The sequence below is a fragment of the Microbacterium arabinogalactanolyticum genome, from assembly GCF_030268005.1.
Lineage (GTDB): Bacteria > Actinomycetota > Actinomycetes > Actinomycetales > Microbacteriaceae > Microbacterium > Microbacterium arabinogalactanolyticum.
Genome location: NZ_BRZC01000002.1, coordinates 143,280 through 157,845 on the forward strand (window position 1 = coordinate 143,280; position 14,566 = coordinate 157,845).

General features: G+C 69.1%; 14 protein-coding genes. 10 read left to right on the forward strand and 4 right to left on the reverse strand.

The window, feature by feature from the left end:
• Nucleotides 1–8: 8 nt before the first annotated feature.
• From uvrA to MIAR_RS01320, 10 genes are all read left to right on the forward strand, one after another.
• A complete protein-coding gene (uvrA, locus tag MIAR_RS01275) occupies nucleotides 9–2,897 on the forward strand; it encodes an excinuclease ABC subunit UvrA (protein WP_285630198.1) in 2,889 nt (962 codons plus the stop codon).
• Entirely contained in the window at nucleotides 2,897–4,846 is a 1,950-nt protein-coding gene (uvrC, locus tag MIAR_RS01280; protein ID WP_285630199.1) for an excinuclease ABC subunit UvrC, read from the forward strand. Before uvrA ends, uvrC begins: the two co-directional genes overlap by 1 nt.
• Nucleotides 4,847–4,873: 27 nt before the next feature.
• Nucleotides 4,874–5,746, forward strand: coding sequence for an RNase adapter RapZ (gene rapZ / locus MIAR_RS01285; RefSeq protein WP_285630201.1), 873 nt, complete (start codon nucleotides 4,874–4,876; stop codon nucleotides 5,744–5,746).
• Between the two features lie 86 nt (nucleotides 5,747–5,832).
• On the forward strand, nucleotides 5,833–6,819 hold the full coding sequence (gene whiA, locus MIAR_RS01290; protein WP_285630203.1) for a DNA-binding protein WhiA: 987 nt from the start codon (nucleotides 5,833–5,835) through the stop codon (nucleotides 6,817–6,819).
• A gap of 191 nt (nucleotides 6,820–7,010) precedes the next feature.
• Nucleotides 7,011–7,637, forward strand: coding sequence for a superoxide dismutase (locus tag MIAR_RS01295; protein WP_285630205.1), 627 nt, complete (start codon nucleotides 7,011–7,013; stop codon nucleotides 7,635–7,637).
• Nucleotides 7,638–7,737: 100 nt separating this feature from the next.
• On the forward strand, nucleotides 7,738–8,748 hold the full coding sequence (gene gap / locus MIAR_RS01300) for a type I glyceraldehyde-3-phosphate dehydrogenase (protein WP_285630207.1): 1,011 nt from the start codon (nucleotides 7,738–7,740) through the stop codon (nucleotides 8,746–8,748).
• A 10-nt stretch (nucleotides 8,749–8,758) separates the two neighbouring features.
• Entirely contained in the window at nucleotides 8,759–9,973 is a 1,215-nt protein-coding gene (locus MIAR_RS01305) for a phosphoglycerate kinase (RefSeq protein WP_285630209.1), read from the forward strand.
• Nucleotides 9,964–10,755 (forward strand): triose-phosphate isomerase, encoded by a 792-nt coding sequence (tpiA, locus tag MIAR_RS01310; protein ID WP_285630211.1) that lies wholly within the window; start codon nucleotides 9,964–9,966, stop codon nucleotides 10,753–10,755. The genes MIAR_RS01305 and tpiA overlap by 10 nt, the downstream gene beginning before the upstream one ends.
• Nucleotides 10,756–10,838: 83 nt before the next feature.
• A complete protein-coding gene (secG, locus tag MIAR_RS01315; RefSeq protein WP_285630212.1) occupies nucleotides 10,839–11,087 on the forward strand; it encodes a preprotein translocase subunit SecG in 249 nt (82 codons plus the stop codon).
• Nucleotides 11,087–11,443: an RNA polymerase-binding protein RbpA gene (locus tag MIAR_RS01320; protein ID WP_285630213.1), complete on the forward strand. Its 357-nt coding sequence runs from the start codon at nucleotides 11,087–11,089 to the stop codon at nucleotides 11,441–11,443. Before secG ends, MIAR_RS01320 begins: the two co-directional genes overlap by 1 nt.
• A 93-nt stretch (nucleotides 11,444–11,536) precedes the next feature.
• On the opposite strand, the gene MIAR_RS01325 is transcribed toward MIAR_RS01320, so the two are convergent.
• From MIAR_RS01325 to MIAR_RS01340, 4 genes are read right to left on the reverse strand one after another with little or no spacing between them, the layout of a single operon-like run.
• Complete coding sequence (locus MIAR_RS01325) at nucleotides 11,537–12,043, reverse strand: hypothetical protein (RefSeq protein WP_285630214.1); 507 nt, start codon at nucleotides 12,041–12,043, stop codon at nucleotides 11,537–11,539.
• A complete protein-coding gene (locus MIAR_RS01330; protein ID WP_285630216.1) occupies nucleotides 12,040–13,239 on the reverse strand; it encodes a S24/S26 family peptidase in 1,200 nt (399 codons plus the stop codon). Before MIAR_RS01330 ends, MIAR_RS01325 begins: the two co-directional genes overlap by 4 nt.
• A 4-nt stretch (nucleotides 13,240–13,243) precedes the next feature.
• Entirely contained in the window at nucleotides 13,244–13,903 is a 660-nt protein-coding gene (locus MIAR_RS01335; RefSeq protein WP_285630218.1) for a SipW-dependent-type signal peptide-containing protein, read from the reverse strand.
• A complete protein-coding gene (locus MIAR_RS01340) occupies nucleotides 13,882–14,436 on the reverse strand; it encodes a SipW-dependent-type signal peptide-containing protein (protein WP_285630220.1) in 555 nt (184 codons plus the stop codon). Before MIAR_RS01340 ends, MIAR_RS01335 begins: the two co-directional genes overlap by 22 nt.
• Nucleotides 14,437–14,566 lie beyond the last annotated feature (130 nt).

A 14,566-nucleotide genomic window follows, 5' to 3' on the forward strand; every position in this document is an offset into this window, starting at 1 on the left:
CTTGACGGGTGCCCATTGTTCCCGTCGCCTCCTCCGGAAAACTCAGTGTTCGCGGTGCCCGCGTGCACAATCTCAAGAACGTCGACATCGACATCCCGCGCGACTCGCTCGTCGTGTTCACGGGGCTGTCGGGGTCCGGCAAGTCGAGCCTCGCGTTCGACACGATCTTCGCCGAGGGGCAGCGCCGCTACGTCGAATCGCTGAGCGCGTACGCGCGCCAGTTCCTGGGCCAGGTGGACAGGCCCGATGTCGACTTCATCGAGGGCCTCAGCCCCGCGGTCTCGATCGACCAGAAGTCGACCAACCGCAACCCGCGCTCCACCGTCGGCACGATCACCGAGATCCACGACTACATGCGCCTGCTGTGGGCCCGCATCGGCATCCCGCACTGCCCCGAGTGCGGTGAGCGCATCCAGCGGCAGACCGTGCAGCAGATCGCCGATCAGCTCATGGAGCTCCCCGAGCGCACCCGCTACCAGATCGTCGCGCCCGTCGTCACGCAGAAGAAGGGCGAGTTCGTCGACCTCTTCAAGGAGCTCGGCGCCAAGGGCTACTCGCGCGCGATCGTCGACGGCGACCTCATCCAGCTCGCCGAGCCGCCCGCGCTGAAGAAGAGCTACAAGCACGACATCGCCGTCGTCGTCGACCGCCTGGTCGCCTCCGCCGACATCCTCGGACGCGTCACCGACTCCGTCGAGACCGCGCTGGGACTGGCCGGCGGCATCATGCAGGTCAACTTCGTCGACGAGGAGGGCGACGACGCCTGGCAGTCGTTCTCCGAGAAGCTCGCCTGCCCTAACGGGCATCCGATCACCCTCACCGAGATCGAGCCGCGCACGTTCTCGTTCAACGCGCCGTTCGGTGCCTGCCCGGCCTGCTCCGGGCTCGGGACCCGGATGTCCGTGGACGTCGATCTCATGCTCGGCGACGAGGAGCTGTCGATCCGCGAGGGCGTCATCCTGCCCTGGACCACGCAGGGCAAGGGGCTTTTCCAGTACTACGAGCGCCTGCTCGAGGGTCTCGCGCGCGATCTCGACTTCTCGCTGGACACGCCCTGGAACCAGCTGCACTCCGACGTGCGCGAGGCGGTGCTCCGCGGTGACAACTACAAGGTCAGCGTCAAGTGGAAGAACCGCTACGGACGTGAGATGCGGTACACCTCCGGATTCGAGGGCGTCGTGCCCTACATCGAGCGCCAGTACATGCAGGCGGAGTCCGACACGCAGCGCGGACGCTGGGGCGAGTACCTGCGCGAGGTCCCGTGCCCGGTCTGCGACGGCGCTCGCCTCAAGCCCGAGGTGCTGGCCGTCAAGGTGCACGGCCACTCGATCGCCGAGGTCTCGAGCCTGAGCCTGGCCGACGCCAGCCGCTTCATGCACACCCTCGAGCTCACCGAGCGCGAGGCGAAGATCGCAGCCCAGGTGCTGCGCGAGATCCGGCTGCGGCTGGAGTTCCTGCTGCAGGTGGGCCTGTCCTACCTGAACCTCGGCCGCTCCGCTGGCTCGCTGTCGGGCGGTGAGGCGCAGCGCATCCGCCTCGCGACGCAGATCGGCTCCGGGCTGACGGGCGTGCTCTACGTGCTCGACGAGCCGTCGATCGGCCTGCACCAGCGCGACAACCGCCGGCTGATCGAGACCCTCGTCCGCCTGCGCGATCTCGGCAACACCCTGATCGTCGTCGAGCACGACGAGGAGACGATCGAGGCAGCCGACTGGGTGGTCGACATCGGACCGGGCGCCGGCGTCAACGGGGGAGCGGTCGTGCACTCCGGCCCCTACTCGGCGCTGCTCTCCGAGACCGGATCGATGACGGGCGACTACCTCGCCGGCCGCCGCGAGATCGCCACGCCGAAGAAGCGCCGCAAGATCGACCGCAAGCGGATGCTGTCGGTCGTGGGCGCGCGCGCCAACAACCTGAAGAACGTCACCGCCGACTTCCCGCTCGGCGTGCTCACCGCCGTCACGGGCGTGAGCGGCTCCGGCAAGTCGTCGCTGGTGAACGACATCCTGTACCAGGTGCTCGCCGGGCGCCTCAACGGCGCCCGCACCGTGCCGGGCAAGCACACCCGCGTCACCGGACTCGACAACCTCGACAAGGTCGTGCACGTCGACCAGGCGCCGATCGGCCGCACACCGCGCTCGAACCCGGCCACGTACACGGGCGTCTTCGACCGCATCCGCACGCTGTTCAGCGAGACCCCGGAGGCCAAGGTGCGCGGGTACCAGCCCGGCCGGTTCAGCTTCAACGTCAAGGGCGGACGCTGCGACGCCTGCTCGGGCGACGGCACGATCAAGATCGAGATGAACTTCCTGCCCGACGTGTACGTGGACTGCGAGGTCTGCCACGGCAAGCGGTACAACCGCGACACCCTGGCCGTGCACTACAAGGGCAAGAACATCGCCGAGGTGCTCGAGATGCCCATCGCCGAGGCCGCGGAGTTCTTCGAGCCGATCCAGGCGATCCACCGGTACATGAAGACCCTGGTCGACGTCGGCCTGGGATACGTGCGGCTGGGCCAGGCGGCCACGACGCTCTCCGGCGGCGAGGCGCAGCGCGTCAAGCTCGCCACGGAACTGCAGCGGCGCAGCAACGGCCGCAGCATCTATGTGCTCGACGAGCCGACCACCGGTCTGCACTTCGAAGACGTCCGCAAGCTGCTCGAAGTGCTGAACGGGCTCGTCGACAAGGGCAACACGGTGATCGTGATCGAGCACAACCTCGACGTGATCAAGTCGTCGGACTGGGTGATCGACCTCGGCCCCGAGGGCGGTTCCGGCGGAGGGGAGATCCTCGCCACCGGCACGCCCGAGCAGATCGCGGACGTCGAGGAGAGCCACACCGGGCGCTTCCTCGCCGAGATCCTGGGCGAGGGCCGGGCCGCGCGCAAGGCGGGCTGATGGCCGACGTCCTTCCGTACAAGCCGCGGACGGGGGAGATCCCCACGGACCCCGGCGTGTACCGCTTCCGGGATGCCGATGGGCGGGTGCTGTACGTCGGCAAGGCGAAGAACCTCCGGCAGCGGCTGTCGAACTACTTCGCCCCGCTGCGCACCCTGCACGAGCGCACCCGGCGGATGGTCACGACCGCGGCTTCCGTGGAGTGGACGGTGGTCGCCACCGACGTGGACTCCCTGCAGCTGGAGTACATGTGGATCAAGGAGTTCGATCCGCCGTTCAACGTGCGCTACAAGGACGACAAGTCGTACCCGTTCATGGCCATCACGCTCGCCGACGAGGCGCCGCGGGTGATCGTCACGAGGAACAGGAAGATCCCCGGCGCACGCTACTTCGGGCCCTACCCGAAGGTGTGGGCCGTGCACGACACGATCGACCTGATGGTCAAGGCGTTCCCGATCCGCACCTGCAGCGACGCCAGTTACAAGCGCGCCATGCAGACCGGGCGGCCGTGCTTCCCCGGCCAGATCGGCAAGTGCGGCGGACCCTGTTCGATGACCTGCACGATCGAGGAGCACAGGGCCATGGTCGACGACTTCGTCGCCTTCATGGCCGGGGGTGACGAGCGGTTCACGAAGGACCTCACCCGGCGGATGCTCGCCGCGTCCGCCGCGATGGATTACGAGGCGGCGGCGAAGTACCGTGACAAGCTCGCCTCGATCGAGGCGGTGCTCGGCAAGAGCGCGCTCGTGCTCCCCGCCGACGAGGACGCCGATCTGTTCGGCCTGGCGGAGGACGAGCTCTCGGCGGCGGTGCACCACTTCGTGATCCGCGGAGGTCGCGTGCGCGGTGTGCGCTCGCTCGCCATCGACAAGGAGATCGACATCTCCGGAGCCGAGCTCGTCGACCAGGTGCTGCAGCGCGTGTACGGCGACGCCGTCGACATCCCGCGCCGCGTGCTCGTTCCCGTGCTCCCGGACGATGCGGCGGAGCTCGAGCAGTGGCTGCGCGAACGCCGTGGCAAGCGCGTGGAGATCGCGGTCGCGCACAGAGGCCAGCGCGCCGAGCTCATGCGCACCGCCACGCTGAACGCGCAGCAGGCGCTGCTGCGGCACAAGACCCGACGCACCAGCGACTACGTCGCGCGCACGCAGGCCCTCACCGATCTGCAGGAGGCGCTCGGCATGAGCGAGGCCCCGCTGCGGATCGAGTGCTACGACATCTCGCATCTGAGCGGCACGAACGTCGTCGCCTCGATGGTCGTGTTCGAGGACGGGCTGCCCCGCAAGGACCAGTACCGCTCGTTCAACATCGCCGAGACCACGGATGACACCGACTCGATGTACCAGGTGCTGATGCGGAGACTCGCGCGCGTCGACGACCCGGTGCCGACGGACGTCGCGGACGCACAGGCCGACGGCTCGGACGCCGGCGATCCGGAGGGCGACCTGGTGGACCCTTCGTCAGGCTCAGGGACCGGACCGAAGCGCCGGCGCTTCGCCTACAAGCCGCAGCTGCTCCTGGTCGACGGCGGGCAGCCTCAGGTGAACGCCGCAGCACGGGCCCTGCGCGACAGCGGAAGAACCGACATCGCCCTGGCGGGCATCGCGAAGCGCCTCGAGGAGCTGTGGCTCCCGGACGACGACTTCCCGGTGATCCTGCCCCGCACCAGTGAGGCCCTCTACCTCGTGCAGCGACTGCGCGACGAGGCCCACCGCTTCGCGATCACGCATCAGCGGCGCCGGCGGCGGCGCGACATCACCACGATCCTCAGCGAGATCCCCGGGCTCGGCGAGTCGCGCATCAAGGCGCTGCTCAAGCACTTCGGGTCGGTCACGGCGCTGCGCGCGGCGACGCCGGAGCAGATCCGCGAGGTGAACGGCATCGGACCCGCCCTCGCCGACGGCATCCACGAGCATCTCTCCGGTCGTCCGGCCGCCCCGAGTCGATAGGCTGGTCGCAGGGGAAGGGAGACGACGATGACGGCCGCAGATGAGGGCGAGTTCCTGATCGTCACGGGCATGTCGGGCGCAGGGCGCTCGACAGCCGCGAACGCGCTCGAGGATCTCGGCTGGTACGTCGTCGACAACCTGCCGCCGCAGATCCTTCGGCCGCTGCTGGAGCTCACCGACATGGGCGGTGCCAACCTGCCCAAGATCGCCGCGGTGGTGGACGTGCGCGGACGCAACCTGTTCGACGACTTCCCCGGGGTGGCCAGGGCGCTGCGCGATCGCGGCGGCGTCAAGGTGCTCTTCCTGGACGCCTCCGACGACGTGCTGGTGCGCCGGTTCGAGTCGGTCCGGCGGCCGCATCCGCTGCAGGGCGACGGCACGCTGCTGGACGGCATCCGCACCGAACGCAGCCGTCTGGCGCCGATCCGCGAGGCAGCCGACGTGCTCATCGACACCTCGAGCCTGAACATCCACCAGCTGGCCACGCAGGTCTCCGAGATGTTCTCCGAGGAAGGCGCAGCGCGCCACCGCCTGACCTTCCTGAGCTTCGGCTTCAAGTACGGCGTCCCGACGGATGTCGACCTCGTCGCGGACATGCGCTTCCTGCCCAATCCGTTCTGGAACGAGGAGCTGCGCGACCATACCGGTCAGGACGCCGAGGTCCGCGACTACGTGCTGTCCCGGCCCGGCGCAGAGGAGTTCCTCGCCGCCTACGTGCAGGCGCTGCGTCCGGTGCTGGAGGGCTATCAGCGCGAGAACAAGAGCCACTCCACCGTGGCCATCGGATGCACGGGCGGCAAGCACCGCTCGGTCGCCATGGCGGAGGAGCTGGCCCGTCGTATCGCGGATGCGCCCGGGGTGGCCGTCAACGTGCGGCACAGGGATCTCGGGCGCGAATGATGCGCTCCGAGTCGGTGGGAGCGCCCGCGGCCTTGTAGGCTAGTCCCTTGCGTCGCGATCCGACGCCAGGATCGTGAAGGAGTCCCGTGGCACTAACCACCGACGTCAAGGCCGAGCTCGTCAGCATCCGCAATGCGCCCCCGACGGTGCGCGTCGCAGAGGTGACGACGATCCTTCGGTTCGCCGGTGGACTGCACTCGATCGCCGGTCGGGTGGCCGTCGAGGCCGAGGTGGACGCCGAGCTGCTGGCGCGCCGCGTGAGCCGCGACCTCGCTGAGATCTACGGTGTCCGCCCCGAGATCGCCCAGGTGAAGGCCAGCACCGCGCAGAGCGGCGGCGACGGCGCCCGCTGGGCCGTGCGCGTGATCGGCCCGGGGGAGACCCTCGCCCGTCAGACCGGTCTGCTGGATGCCCGTCGTCGTCCCGTGCGCGGTCTTCCCAACCGTCTGACCACCGGATCCCCCGAGGAGCTCGCCGGCATCTGGCGCGGCGCCTTCCTCGCGGCCGGATCCCTCAGCGAGCCGGGCCGCTCCGCGATGCTCGAGGTCGCCTGCCCGACCGGTGAGGCAGCGATGGCACTGGTCGGCGCCGCGCACCGTCTCGGTGTCACGGCGAAGGCTCGCGAGGTGCGGGGTCTGCCGCGTGTCGTCGTCCGCGAGGGCGAGGCCATCCGTGCCATCCTCGCCGCGATGGGTGCGCGTCGCACCGCAGCGGCCTGGGAGGAGATGCGCCAGCGCCGTGAGGTGCGCGCCGGCGTGAACCGTCTCGTGAACTTCGACGACGCCAACCTGCGCCGTTCCGCTCAGGCGGCGGTCGCGGCGTGCGCGCGCGTCGAGCGCGCGCTCGAGATCCTCGGCGACGACGTCCCCGACCACCTGCGGACCGCCGGCAACCTGCGGCTCGCGCATCGCGACGCCAGCCTCGACGAGCTCGGGCACCACGCCGACCCGCCGCTCACCAAGGACGCAGTGGCCGGCCGCATCCGCCGTCTCCTGGCCATGGCCGACAAGCGCGCCCAGCAGGACGGCATCCCCGGCACCGAGGCGGCTGTCCCGGCCGGACTCGAGGACTAGCCGGAACTGACCATGCGGCCCCTGCCGACGCGTTCGACACGCGCGGGCAGGGGCCGTTCTCGTCATCCGGGGAAGGTTCCCTCCGCCATCACGGTTGCCCTCAGTAGGATGTGAAACGTCTGCTTCGCGGCGCACACGGCGCCGTGGAGAACGCAAGCGCCGCGGCGCGGCGCGGATTGGATGAAATCGACATGGCGACTTACACGCTGCCCGACCTTCCCTACGACTTCGCGGCTCTCGAGCCCCACATCAGCGGCAAGATCATGGAGCTCCACCATGACAAGCACCACGCCGCCTACGTCGCCGGCGCCAACGCCGCCCTCGACGCACTCGCCGAGGCTCGCGACTCCGGCAACCTGGCCAACGTGAACAAGCTCGAGAAGGACCTGGCGTTCAACCTCGGCGGTCACGTCAACCACTCCATCTTCTGGACGAACCTGTCGCCGAACGGTGGCGGTCAGCCCGAGGGCGAGCTGAAGGCCGCCATCGACGAGTTCTTCGGCTCGTTCGAGAAGTTCCAGGCCCACTTCGCGGCTGCGGCCGCCGGCATCCAGGGCTCCGGCTGGGCCGTGCTGAGCTGGGACCCGATCGGCGCGCGCCTGATCATCCAGCAGCTGTTCGACCAGCAGGCCAACACCGCTCAGGGCACGGTGCCGCTGTTCCAGCTCGACATGTGGGAGCACGCCTTCTACCTGGACTACCTGAACGTCAAGGCGGACTACATCAAGGCGGCGTGGAACATCGCCAACTGGGAGAACGTCGCGCAGCGGTTTGAAACAGCGCGTGAGAAGACCTCCGGTCTGCTGGTACTGTCGTAAAAGATGGGCGTCCTGATGGGCGATTTGCCCATCAGGACGCCGTTGTCCGCGCAATCCGCGAAAATTACGCAATTCCCTTGTTAAGAACCAGGAGACTTTCGTGTCTGTCAAGATCGGTATCAACGGCTTCGGTCGTATCGGAAGAAACTTCCTCCGCGCAGCTCTCGCGCAGAACGCTGACCTCGAGGTCGTCGCTGTCAACGACCTCACCGACAACGCGGCACTCGCCCATCTCCTGAAGTACGACTCGGTCGGCGGCCCCCTGGGCGTCGAGGTCTCGCACGAGGGCGATGTCATCACCGTCGGCGGCAAGGCCATCAAGGTCTTCGAAGAGCGCGACCCCGCCAACCTCCCGTGGGGCGAGCTGGGCGTGGACATCGTCATCGAGTCGACCGGACGCTTCACCAAGGCCGCTGACGCAGCCAAGCACATCGCCGGTGGCGCCAAAAAGGTCATCATCTCCGCGCCGGGCACCGACGTCGACGGCACCTTCGTCATGGGCGTGAACGAGGACACCTACGACGCGGCGAACCACAACATCATCTCCAACGCGTCCTGCACCACGAACTGCCTCGCGCCGCTCGCGAAGGTGTTCAACGACACCTTCGGCATCGAGCGCGGCTTCATGATGACCGCACACGCGTACACGGCCGACCAGAACCTGCAGGACGGCCCGCACAGCGACCTGCGTCGCGCCCGCGCCGCCGCTATCAACATCGTCCCGGCCTCGACCGGCGCCGCCAAGGCCATCGGCCTCGTGCTCCCGGAGCTGAACGGCAAGCTCAGCGGCTCCTCCTACCGCGTTCCGGTTCCCACCGGCTCGATCGTGGACCTGACGATCATCGCCGACCGCGACGACCTGACCGTCGACGAGATCAACGCCGCGTACCGCGAGGCCGCTGCGGAGGGTCGCCTGAACGGCATCCTGGAGTACACCTCGGACGAGATCGTGTCGAGCGACATCCAGCTCAACGCGCACTCCTCGATCTTCGACTCCGGGCTGACCAACGTCAGCGGCAACCTGGTCAAGGTCTCCGCCTGGTACGACAACGAGTGGGGCTACTCCAACCGCCTGGTCGACCTGACCGAGTACGTGGCAGAGCGCCTCTAAGCTCGTACACATGACTCTGCGCACCCTGGAATCTCTGGGTTCCCTCGAGGGCAGGCGCGTCATCGTCCGTTGTGACCTCAACGTCCCCCTGCGGGACGGGGTCATAACGGACGATGGTCGTGTTCGGGCCTCGTTGCCGACCCTCAACGCCCTCATCAACGCCGGCGCACGCGTCATCGTGTGCTCGCACCTGGGCCGTCCCGACGGGGCGCCCGACCCGCAGTACAGCCTGGAGCCGGTGGCCCAGCGGCTGTCGGAGCTGCTCGGCAAGCCCGTGGCCTTCGCCCGCGACACCGTGGGCGAGTCCGCACGTGAGGCGGTCTCCTCGCTGGAGGACGGCGGGGTCGTCGTCCTCGAGAACCTGCGTTTCAACGCGGGGGAGACGGCGAAGGACGACGCGACGCGTCAGGCCTTCGCCCGTGAGCTCGCGGAGCTCGGCGACGCACTCGTCTCGGACGGATTCGGCGTCGTGCACCGCAAGCAGGCCAGCGTGTACGACCTCGCGCAGATCCTGCCGTCGGCCGCCGGTCTGCTCATCGCGACCGAGCTCGATGTGCTCGACCGTCTGACCGAGAACCCTGAGCGCCCGTACACGGTGGTGCTCGGCGGCTCGAAGGTCAGCGACAAGCTGGGCGTCATCTCGCACCTGCTGCCGCGCGTGGACCGGCTGCTGGTCGGCGGTGGGATGCTGTTCACCTTCCTGGCGGCGGAGGGCCACGGCGTGGCATCCAGCCTTCTCGAGAAGGATCAGCTCGACACGGTCCGCGGGTACATCGCCGAGGCCAAGGAGCGCGGGGTGGAGCTGGTGCTCCCGACCGACGTGGTCGTCGCGTCCGGCTTCGCGGCGGATGCCGAGCACGAGACGGTCGCCGCGGACGCCATCGAGCAGAGCTCGTTCGGCGCATCCGGCATCGGCCTGGACATCGGCCCGGACACCGCGGCGCGCTTCGCCGACGCGATCCGCGACTCGAAGACGGTGTTCTGGAACGGCCCGATGGGCGTGTTCGAGTTCCCCGCCTTCGCCGCGGGTACGAAGGCGGTCGCCTCGGCGCTGACCGAGGTCGACGGTCTCGGCGTCGTCGGCGGCGGCGACTCCGCCGCGGCCGTCCGTCAGCTCGGGTTCTCCGACGATCAGTTCGGACACATCTCGACAGGCGGCGGTGCAAGCCTCGAGTTCCTCGAGGGCAAGAAGCTACCCGGACTGGAGGTCCTCGGATGGCAATGACGAGCCGGACCCCGCTGATCGCGGGGAACTGGAAGATGAACCTCGACCACCTGCAGGCGGTCGCCACCGTGCAGAAGCTGCACTGGACGCTGAAGGACGCCGGGCACGAGAACGGGTCCGTCGAGGTGGCGGTGTTCCCGCCGTTCACCGACATCCGATCGGTGCAGACCCTGATCGACGCGGACAAGATTCCGTTCGGTCTCGGCGCGCAGGACCTCTCCGCGCACGACTCGGGCGCATACACCGGCGAGATCTCGGGTGCTTTCCTGTCGAAGCTGGGTGTGGGCTCGGTGATCATCGGGCACTCCGAGCGTCGCGAGTACCACCAGGAGAGCGACGAGCTCGTGAACGCCAAGGTGAAGGCCGCGCTGAAGCACGGCCTGGTGCCGGTGATCTGCGTCGGCGAGACCGCCGAGGACCTGGAGAGGTTCGGCAGCAGCGCCGTCCCCGTCGGCCAGCTGGAGAAGGCGCTCGAGGGTGTGCAGGCATCCGCCGACATCGTCGTCGCCTACGAGCCGGTCTGGGCGATCGGCTCCGGGCAGGCGGCCACTCCCGCTCAGGCGCAGGAGGTCTGCGCGGCATTGCGTGCGGTCATCGCGCGCGTCCTGGACGATGAGGCGGCCGCGCGCACCCGCATCCTGTACGGCGGATCGGTCAAGTCCGGCAACATCGCCAGCTTCATGCGCGAGCCGGACGTGGACGGCGCGCTGGTGGGCGGTGCGAGCCTGGTCGTCGACGAGTTCGCGGCCATCGTGCGCTTCCAGAAGCACGTCGGAGTGTGAGTCGGTGGGGCGCCGGCGGCGCCCCACCGTATAATCGACAGCTAGGCGGGTCGTTTCCGACCCTGGCGAAAGGCTTCAATCTCGTGCTTGTTCTCGAGTTCGTGCTGCAGGTCCTGCTGGGTATCAGCAGCGTTCTGCTGACGCTCCTCATCCTCCTCCACAAGGGCCGCGGCGGCGGTCTGTCCGACATGTTCGGCGGCGGCATGTCCGCGGCCGTCGGCTCGTCCGGCCTCGCGGAGCGGAACCTCAACCGGTTCACCGTGATCCTCGCGCTGGTGTGGTTCGTCTCCATCGTCGCGCTCGGCCTCATCACGAAGTTCTCGGTGATCTGATGGCCACCGGAGGAAACGCGATCCGCGGCACGCGGGTCGGATCGGGCCCCATGGGGGAGCAGGACCACGGCTACCACGCGGACCGCATCGCGGTGTCGTACTGGGACGGCCTGGGCAACGAGACCGTCCGCTACTTCGCCGCGGGCCTGCCCGAGGAGGAGATCCCCGACACGATCGACCACCCGCACACGGGGCTTCCGGCCGGTCGCGACCGTCAGAACCCGCCGGCTCTGGCCAAGGCCGAGCCGTACAAGACGCACCTCGCCTACGTGAAGGAGCGTCGCACGGACGAAGAGGCCGAGCAGCTGCTCGAGGACGCGCTCACGCAGCTCCGCGAGCGTCGCGGCCAGCGCTGACGCGCACCACGCAGTTCGCACAGGACCCCCGGGACTCGGTTCCGGGGGTCCTCTGCGTTCGGAGCGGATCCCGCCGTCGACGGGATCGCGCGCTCAGCTGCAGGTGCTGCCGAGGCCGAGGAGGATCACGTTGAGCGTGAAGGTCCTGGGAGGCGCGTACCAGGTCGTGTTCGGGTAGCCGGTCTGGATGCTGATGCCGTACGTTCCGCCGAGAAGATCGGTGAGGTTCAGCAGCCCGAGCAGCTTCGCGGTGTCGTACGTGGCGGCGTAGGAGTACACGCCGCCCGTCTGACCCGTCAGGGTGATCTGGCTGGTGTCGCGCGCGGTGGCGGAGTTCTTGGTGATGTCCACGCGCTGATCAGCCAGCGGCAGCGTCGACGACCAGGCGAGGTCGACCTTCTGCAGTCCGACCACGAGGGCGCTCGTGGGTTTGCAGGTCGCCCCCGTCGCCGTGGTGGGGGTGGAGACCGCGGTGACGGTTGTGTTCGTCACCGCGCCGGCCGTCCAGGCGGCCTCCGTCGTGCGGAGACCGGGCAGCAGCACGCCCGTCAGGCAGAGAAGCCCGAGCCCGACCGCAGCGGCACGCGCACGCCGTGTCATCGCTCTCGCCTCCGCTGCCTGGCGATCAGTGCGACGCCCAGGCCGACGAGCACGGCCGCCGGTGCGGCGAACAGCGCGGGTGACGGACCCCCGGTCGCGGGCAGGACCGTCGTTCCGACGGTCTGCTCCACGCTGGTCTGCTCGGCCGCGGCGCGCAGGATGAGCGTCGCGGCGCCCGAGGGGTCACCGCCACCGGTGACGGAGATGCGCAGGTGCACGACGCTCGGGGTCGCCTGCCGGAGGAGCGGCTTCTCGGGGCTGTCGAGCGTCAGTTGCGCGGCGGCGCTGAGGGTCGTCGCCGTGCCGGGGCATCCGGACCGCTCCCACCGGGTCGTGCACGACTGCACGATCGTGGACAGCTGCACGCCGTGGCCCTCACCGCGCAGGGTGACGGTCAGCTCACCGTCCGCAGGTGCGGACGCGGCGTCGATGTCGAGGTCCCAGTCGTAAGGGCGCACCGCGTCGAGGACGTGGGTACCACCGCCGTTCGAGGTGATCGAGATCAGCTCCGCCGCGCCGGCGGGCGGGGCCGACGTGAGGGACGGCAGCGCGACGAGCATCCCGATCGCGACGCAGGAGGCGACGTGCTGACCCAGGCGACGCTCGCGACGCGACGCGAACTCGGGGGAGCGCAGGGCGTCGTCCTCGGCGCCGAGGGGGTCGTCCTCGGCATCCGCGGGCGCCGGTCTCCGCACGCGTGGCCAGAAGGCCCAGGTGACCAGCAGCGCGGCGCCGACGGTGATGGTCCCGAGCACCCAGGGGCTGCCGAACCAGACGATGACGTAGGCGAGTCCCGGCAGCGAGCCGCGCACGATCCTGGCCTCCGAGATCGTGTACGGCGCGGGGTCGGCGCTCTGGTTCGCGTCGCCTTTCATCGTGATCACGCGCTGCGTCGAGGTGGGACCGGGGGAGACGCCGGTGATCCGATGCGTGATCGGCAGCTCGCCTGCACGGTCGACGGTCGTCACGTCGCCGACGGCGAGATCGGATGCCGGGACCCTCTGCACGAGCGCGACCGAGCCGGCCGGGATGGTCGGTGACATCGATCCGGTCTTGAACATGATCAGCGAGTAGCCGCCGGTGAACGCGAGGATCGTCAGCACGACGCAGGCGACCCCGCCGACGGCGGCGAGCGTGAGCAGCGTCTCGCGGAGCGCGCGGCCCACGCGACCGGCGATCCGGACGGCTGCGTTCATCGGGTCACCCGGTCGTCCCGGTGAACGTCCACGTCGGCGCGACTGTCCCGCCCTGGGCTGCCGTCGTGGCTGTGGAGGGCAGGGTGAGCACGACGCAGTAGGTCACGGTGTTCGCGCCACCGCCCTGCAGAGCCGCAGGCGGCAGCTGAGTGCCGGTGGGCACCGTCGTCAGCGGCGAGGGCTGCATCGTCGCGCTGGTGGTCGTCGGCGTGCATGCCGACGGCTGGGCCACCTGCACGACGACGGCTGTGAGCGCGTTCATCAGGGCCTGATCGGCAGCACCCGGCGCGCTCGCGCTCACGTTCGTGAGCGTGACGGTGCCGCCCAGCGATCCGGACGTCTGGACCTGGATCCACGCCGCCCTGCTGACACCCGGGTACAGGCCGGTGGCGTTGAGCTGCAGCGTGGCCGGGTTCCCCGCGCCGTGCGACGCGAACGGGTCGGTCTGGACCGTCCTGGACGAGACCGAGAACGTCCCCGCCTGGACGGTCGACGAGGCGAGCTCCTGGTCCGTCCAGGCGGCGAGTGTCATCGTGAAGCCGACGCCCAGCACCAGCCCGCCGGCGAGAACGGCGCGGATGCGCCGCGATCGCAGATGTCGCGCCCGGGCACGGTTCTCACGGCGGGTGGCGCGGAGGGCGGCTACTGGGATACTGCTTCCCACTTCCATGTCACCGTTCCCGTGTGGCCCTGCACGAGGTCCTCGGTCGCAGAGACCTTCAGGCAGAGGTTCACCGTCTGGCCGGCGGTGATCGAGGCGGGGATCGCCGTGCCGGCGTTGAACGCCGTCGCGTCGCAGCCGAAGGCGGTGGTGGCCACGGCGTCGAAGACCAGGTCGGCGGCGACGAGCGTTCCGCCCGACGCGATCGCGACGGTCTGCGTGAGATCGGCGGCCGAGCTCCCGGTGAGCTTCACGGCGTACGGGGCGTACACCGTGTCGCCGGGGGACAGGTTGGTCGGATTCACGACGAAGGTCAGGTCGGCGGCGCCCGCCTCGGATGCATGGTCGGCGAACGCGGTGCCGTCCGTGGATCCCTGGAACACGAACGAGCCCGCGGTGAAGGTGCTCTTCGCGAACTCGGAGTCGTTCCAGGCGGCCAGGGTGACCGCCGTGCCCACGCCGAGCACGAGGCCACCGGCGAGCACGGCGTAGATCCTGCGCCGGCGCAGGCCCTTCGCGGCAGATGAAGTGTCCATGAGTTTCCCTTCTCATCAGGACCACGTGTGGGGGAGCACGCTTTCGCGTCAGCGTAGTGACATATCGGAATATCGGAAAGGGATTCCGCAACCGATGCAGAACGGTGACCATCGCCTGGGACAGAAGAAG

What these genes read in the sequence shown, in the direction of transcription:
- MIAR_RS01325 (WP_285630214.1), bottom strand. Translation starts at nt 12,043, where the DNA reads ATGACACGGCGTGCGCGTGCCGCTGCGGTCGGGCTCGGGCTTCTCTGC.
- MIAR_RS01330 (WP_285630216.1), bottom strand. Translation starts at nt 13,239, where the DNA reads ATGAACGCAGCCGTCCGGATCGCCGGTCGCGTGGGCCGCGCGCTCCGC.
- rapZ (WP_285630201.1), top strand. Translation starts at nt 4,874, where the DNA reads ATGACGGCCGCAGATGAGGGCGAGTTCCTGATCGTCACGGGCATGTCG.
- MIAR_RS01320 (WP_285630213.1), top strand. Translation starts at nt 11,087, where the DNA reads ATGGCCACCGGAGGAAACGCGATCCGCGGCACGCGGGTCGGATCGGGC.
- MIAR_RS01305 (WP_285630209.1), top strand. Translation starts at nt 8,759, where the DNA reads ATGACTCTGCGCACCCTGGAATCTCTGGGTTCCCTCGAGGGCAGGCGC.
- tpiA (WP_285630211.1), top strand. Translation starts at nt 9,964, where the DNA reads ATGGCAATGACGAGCCGGACCCCGCTGATCGCGGGGAACTGGAAGATG.
- MIAR_RS01340 (WP_285630220.1), bottom strand. Translation starts at nt 14,436, where the DNA reads ATGGACACTTCATCTGCCGCGAAGGGCCTGCGCCGGCGCAGGATCTAC.
- uvrC (WP_285630199.1), top strand. Translation starts at nt 2,897, where the DNA reads ATGGCCGACGTCCTTCCGTACAAGCCGCGGACGGGGGAGATCCCCACG.
- MIAR_RS01295 (WP_285630205.1), top strand. Translation starts at nt 7,011, where the DNA reads ATGGCGACTTACACGCTGCCCGACCTTCCCTACGACTTCGCGGCTCTC.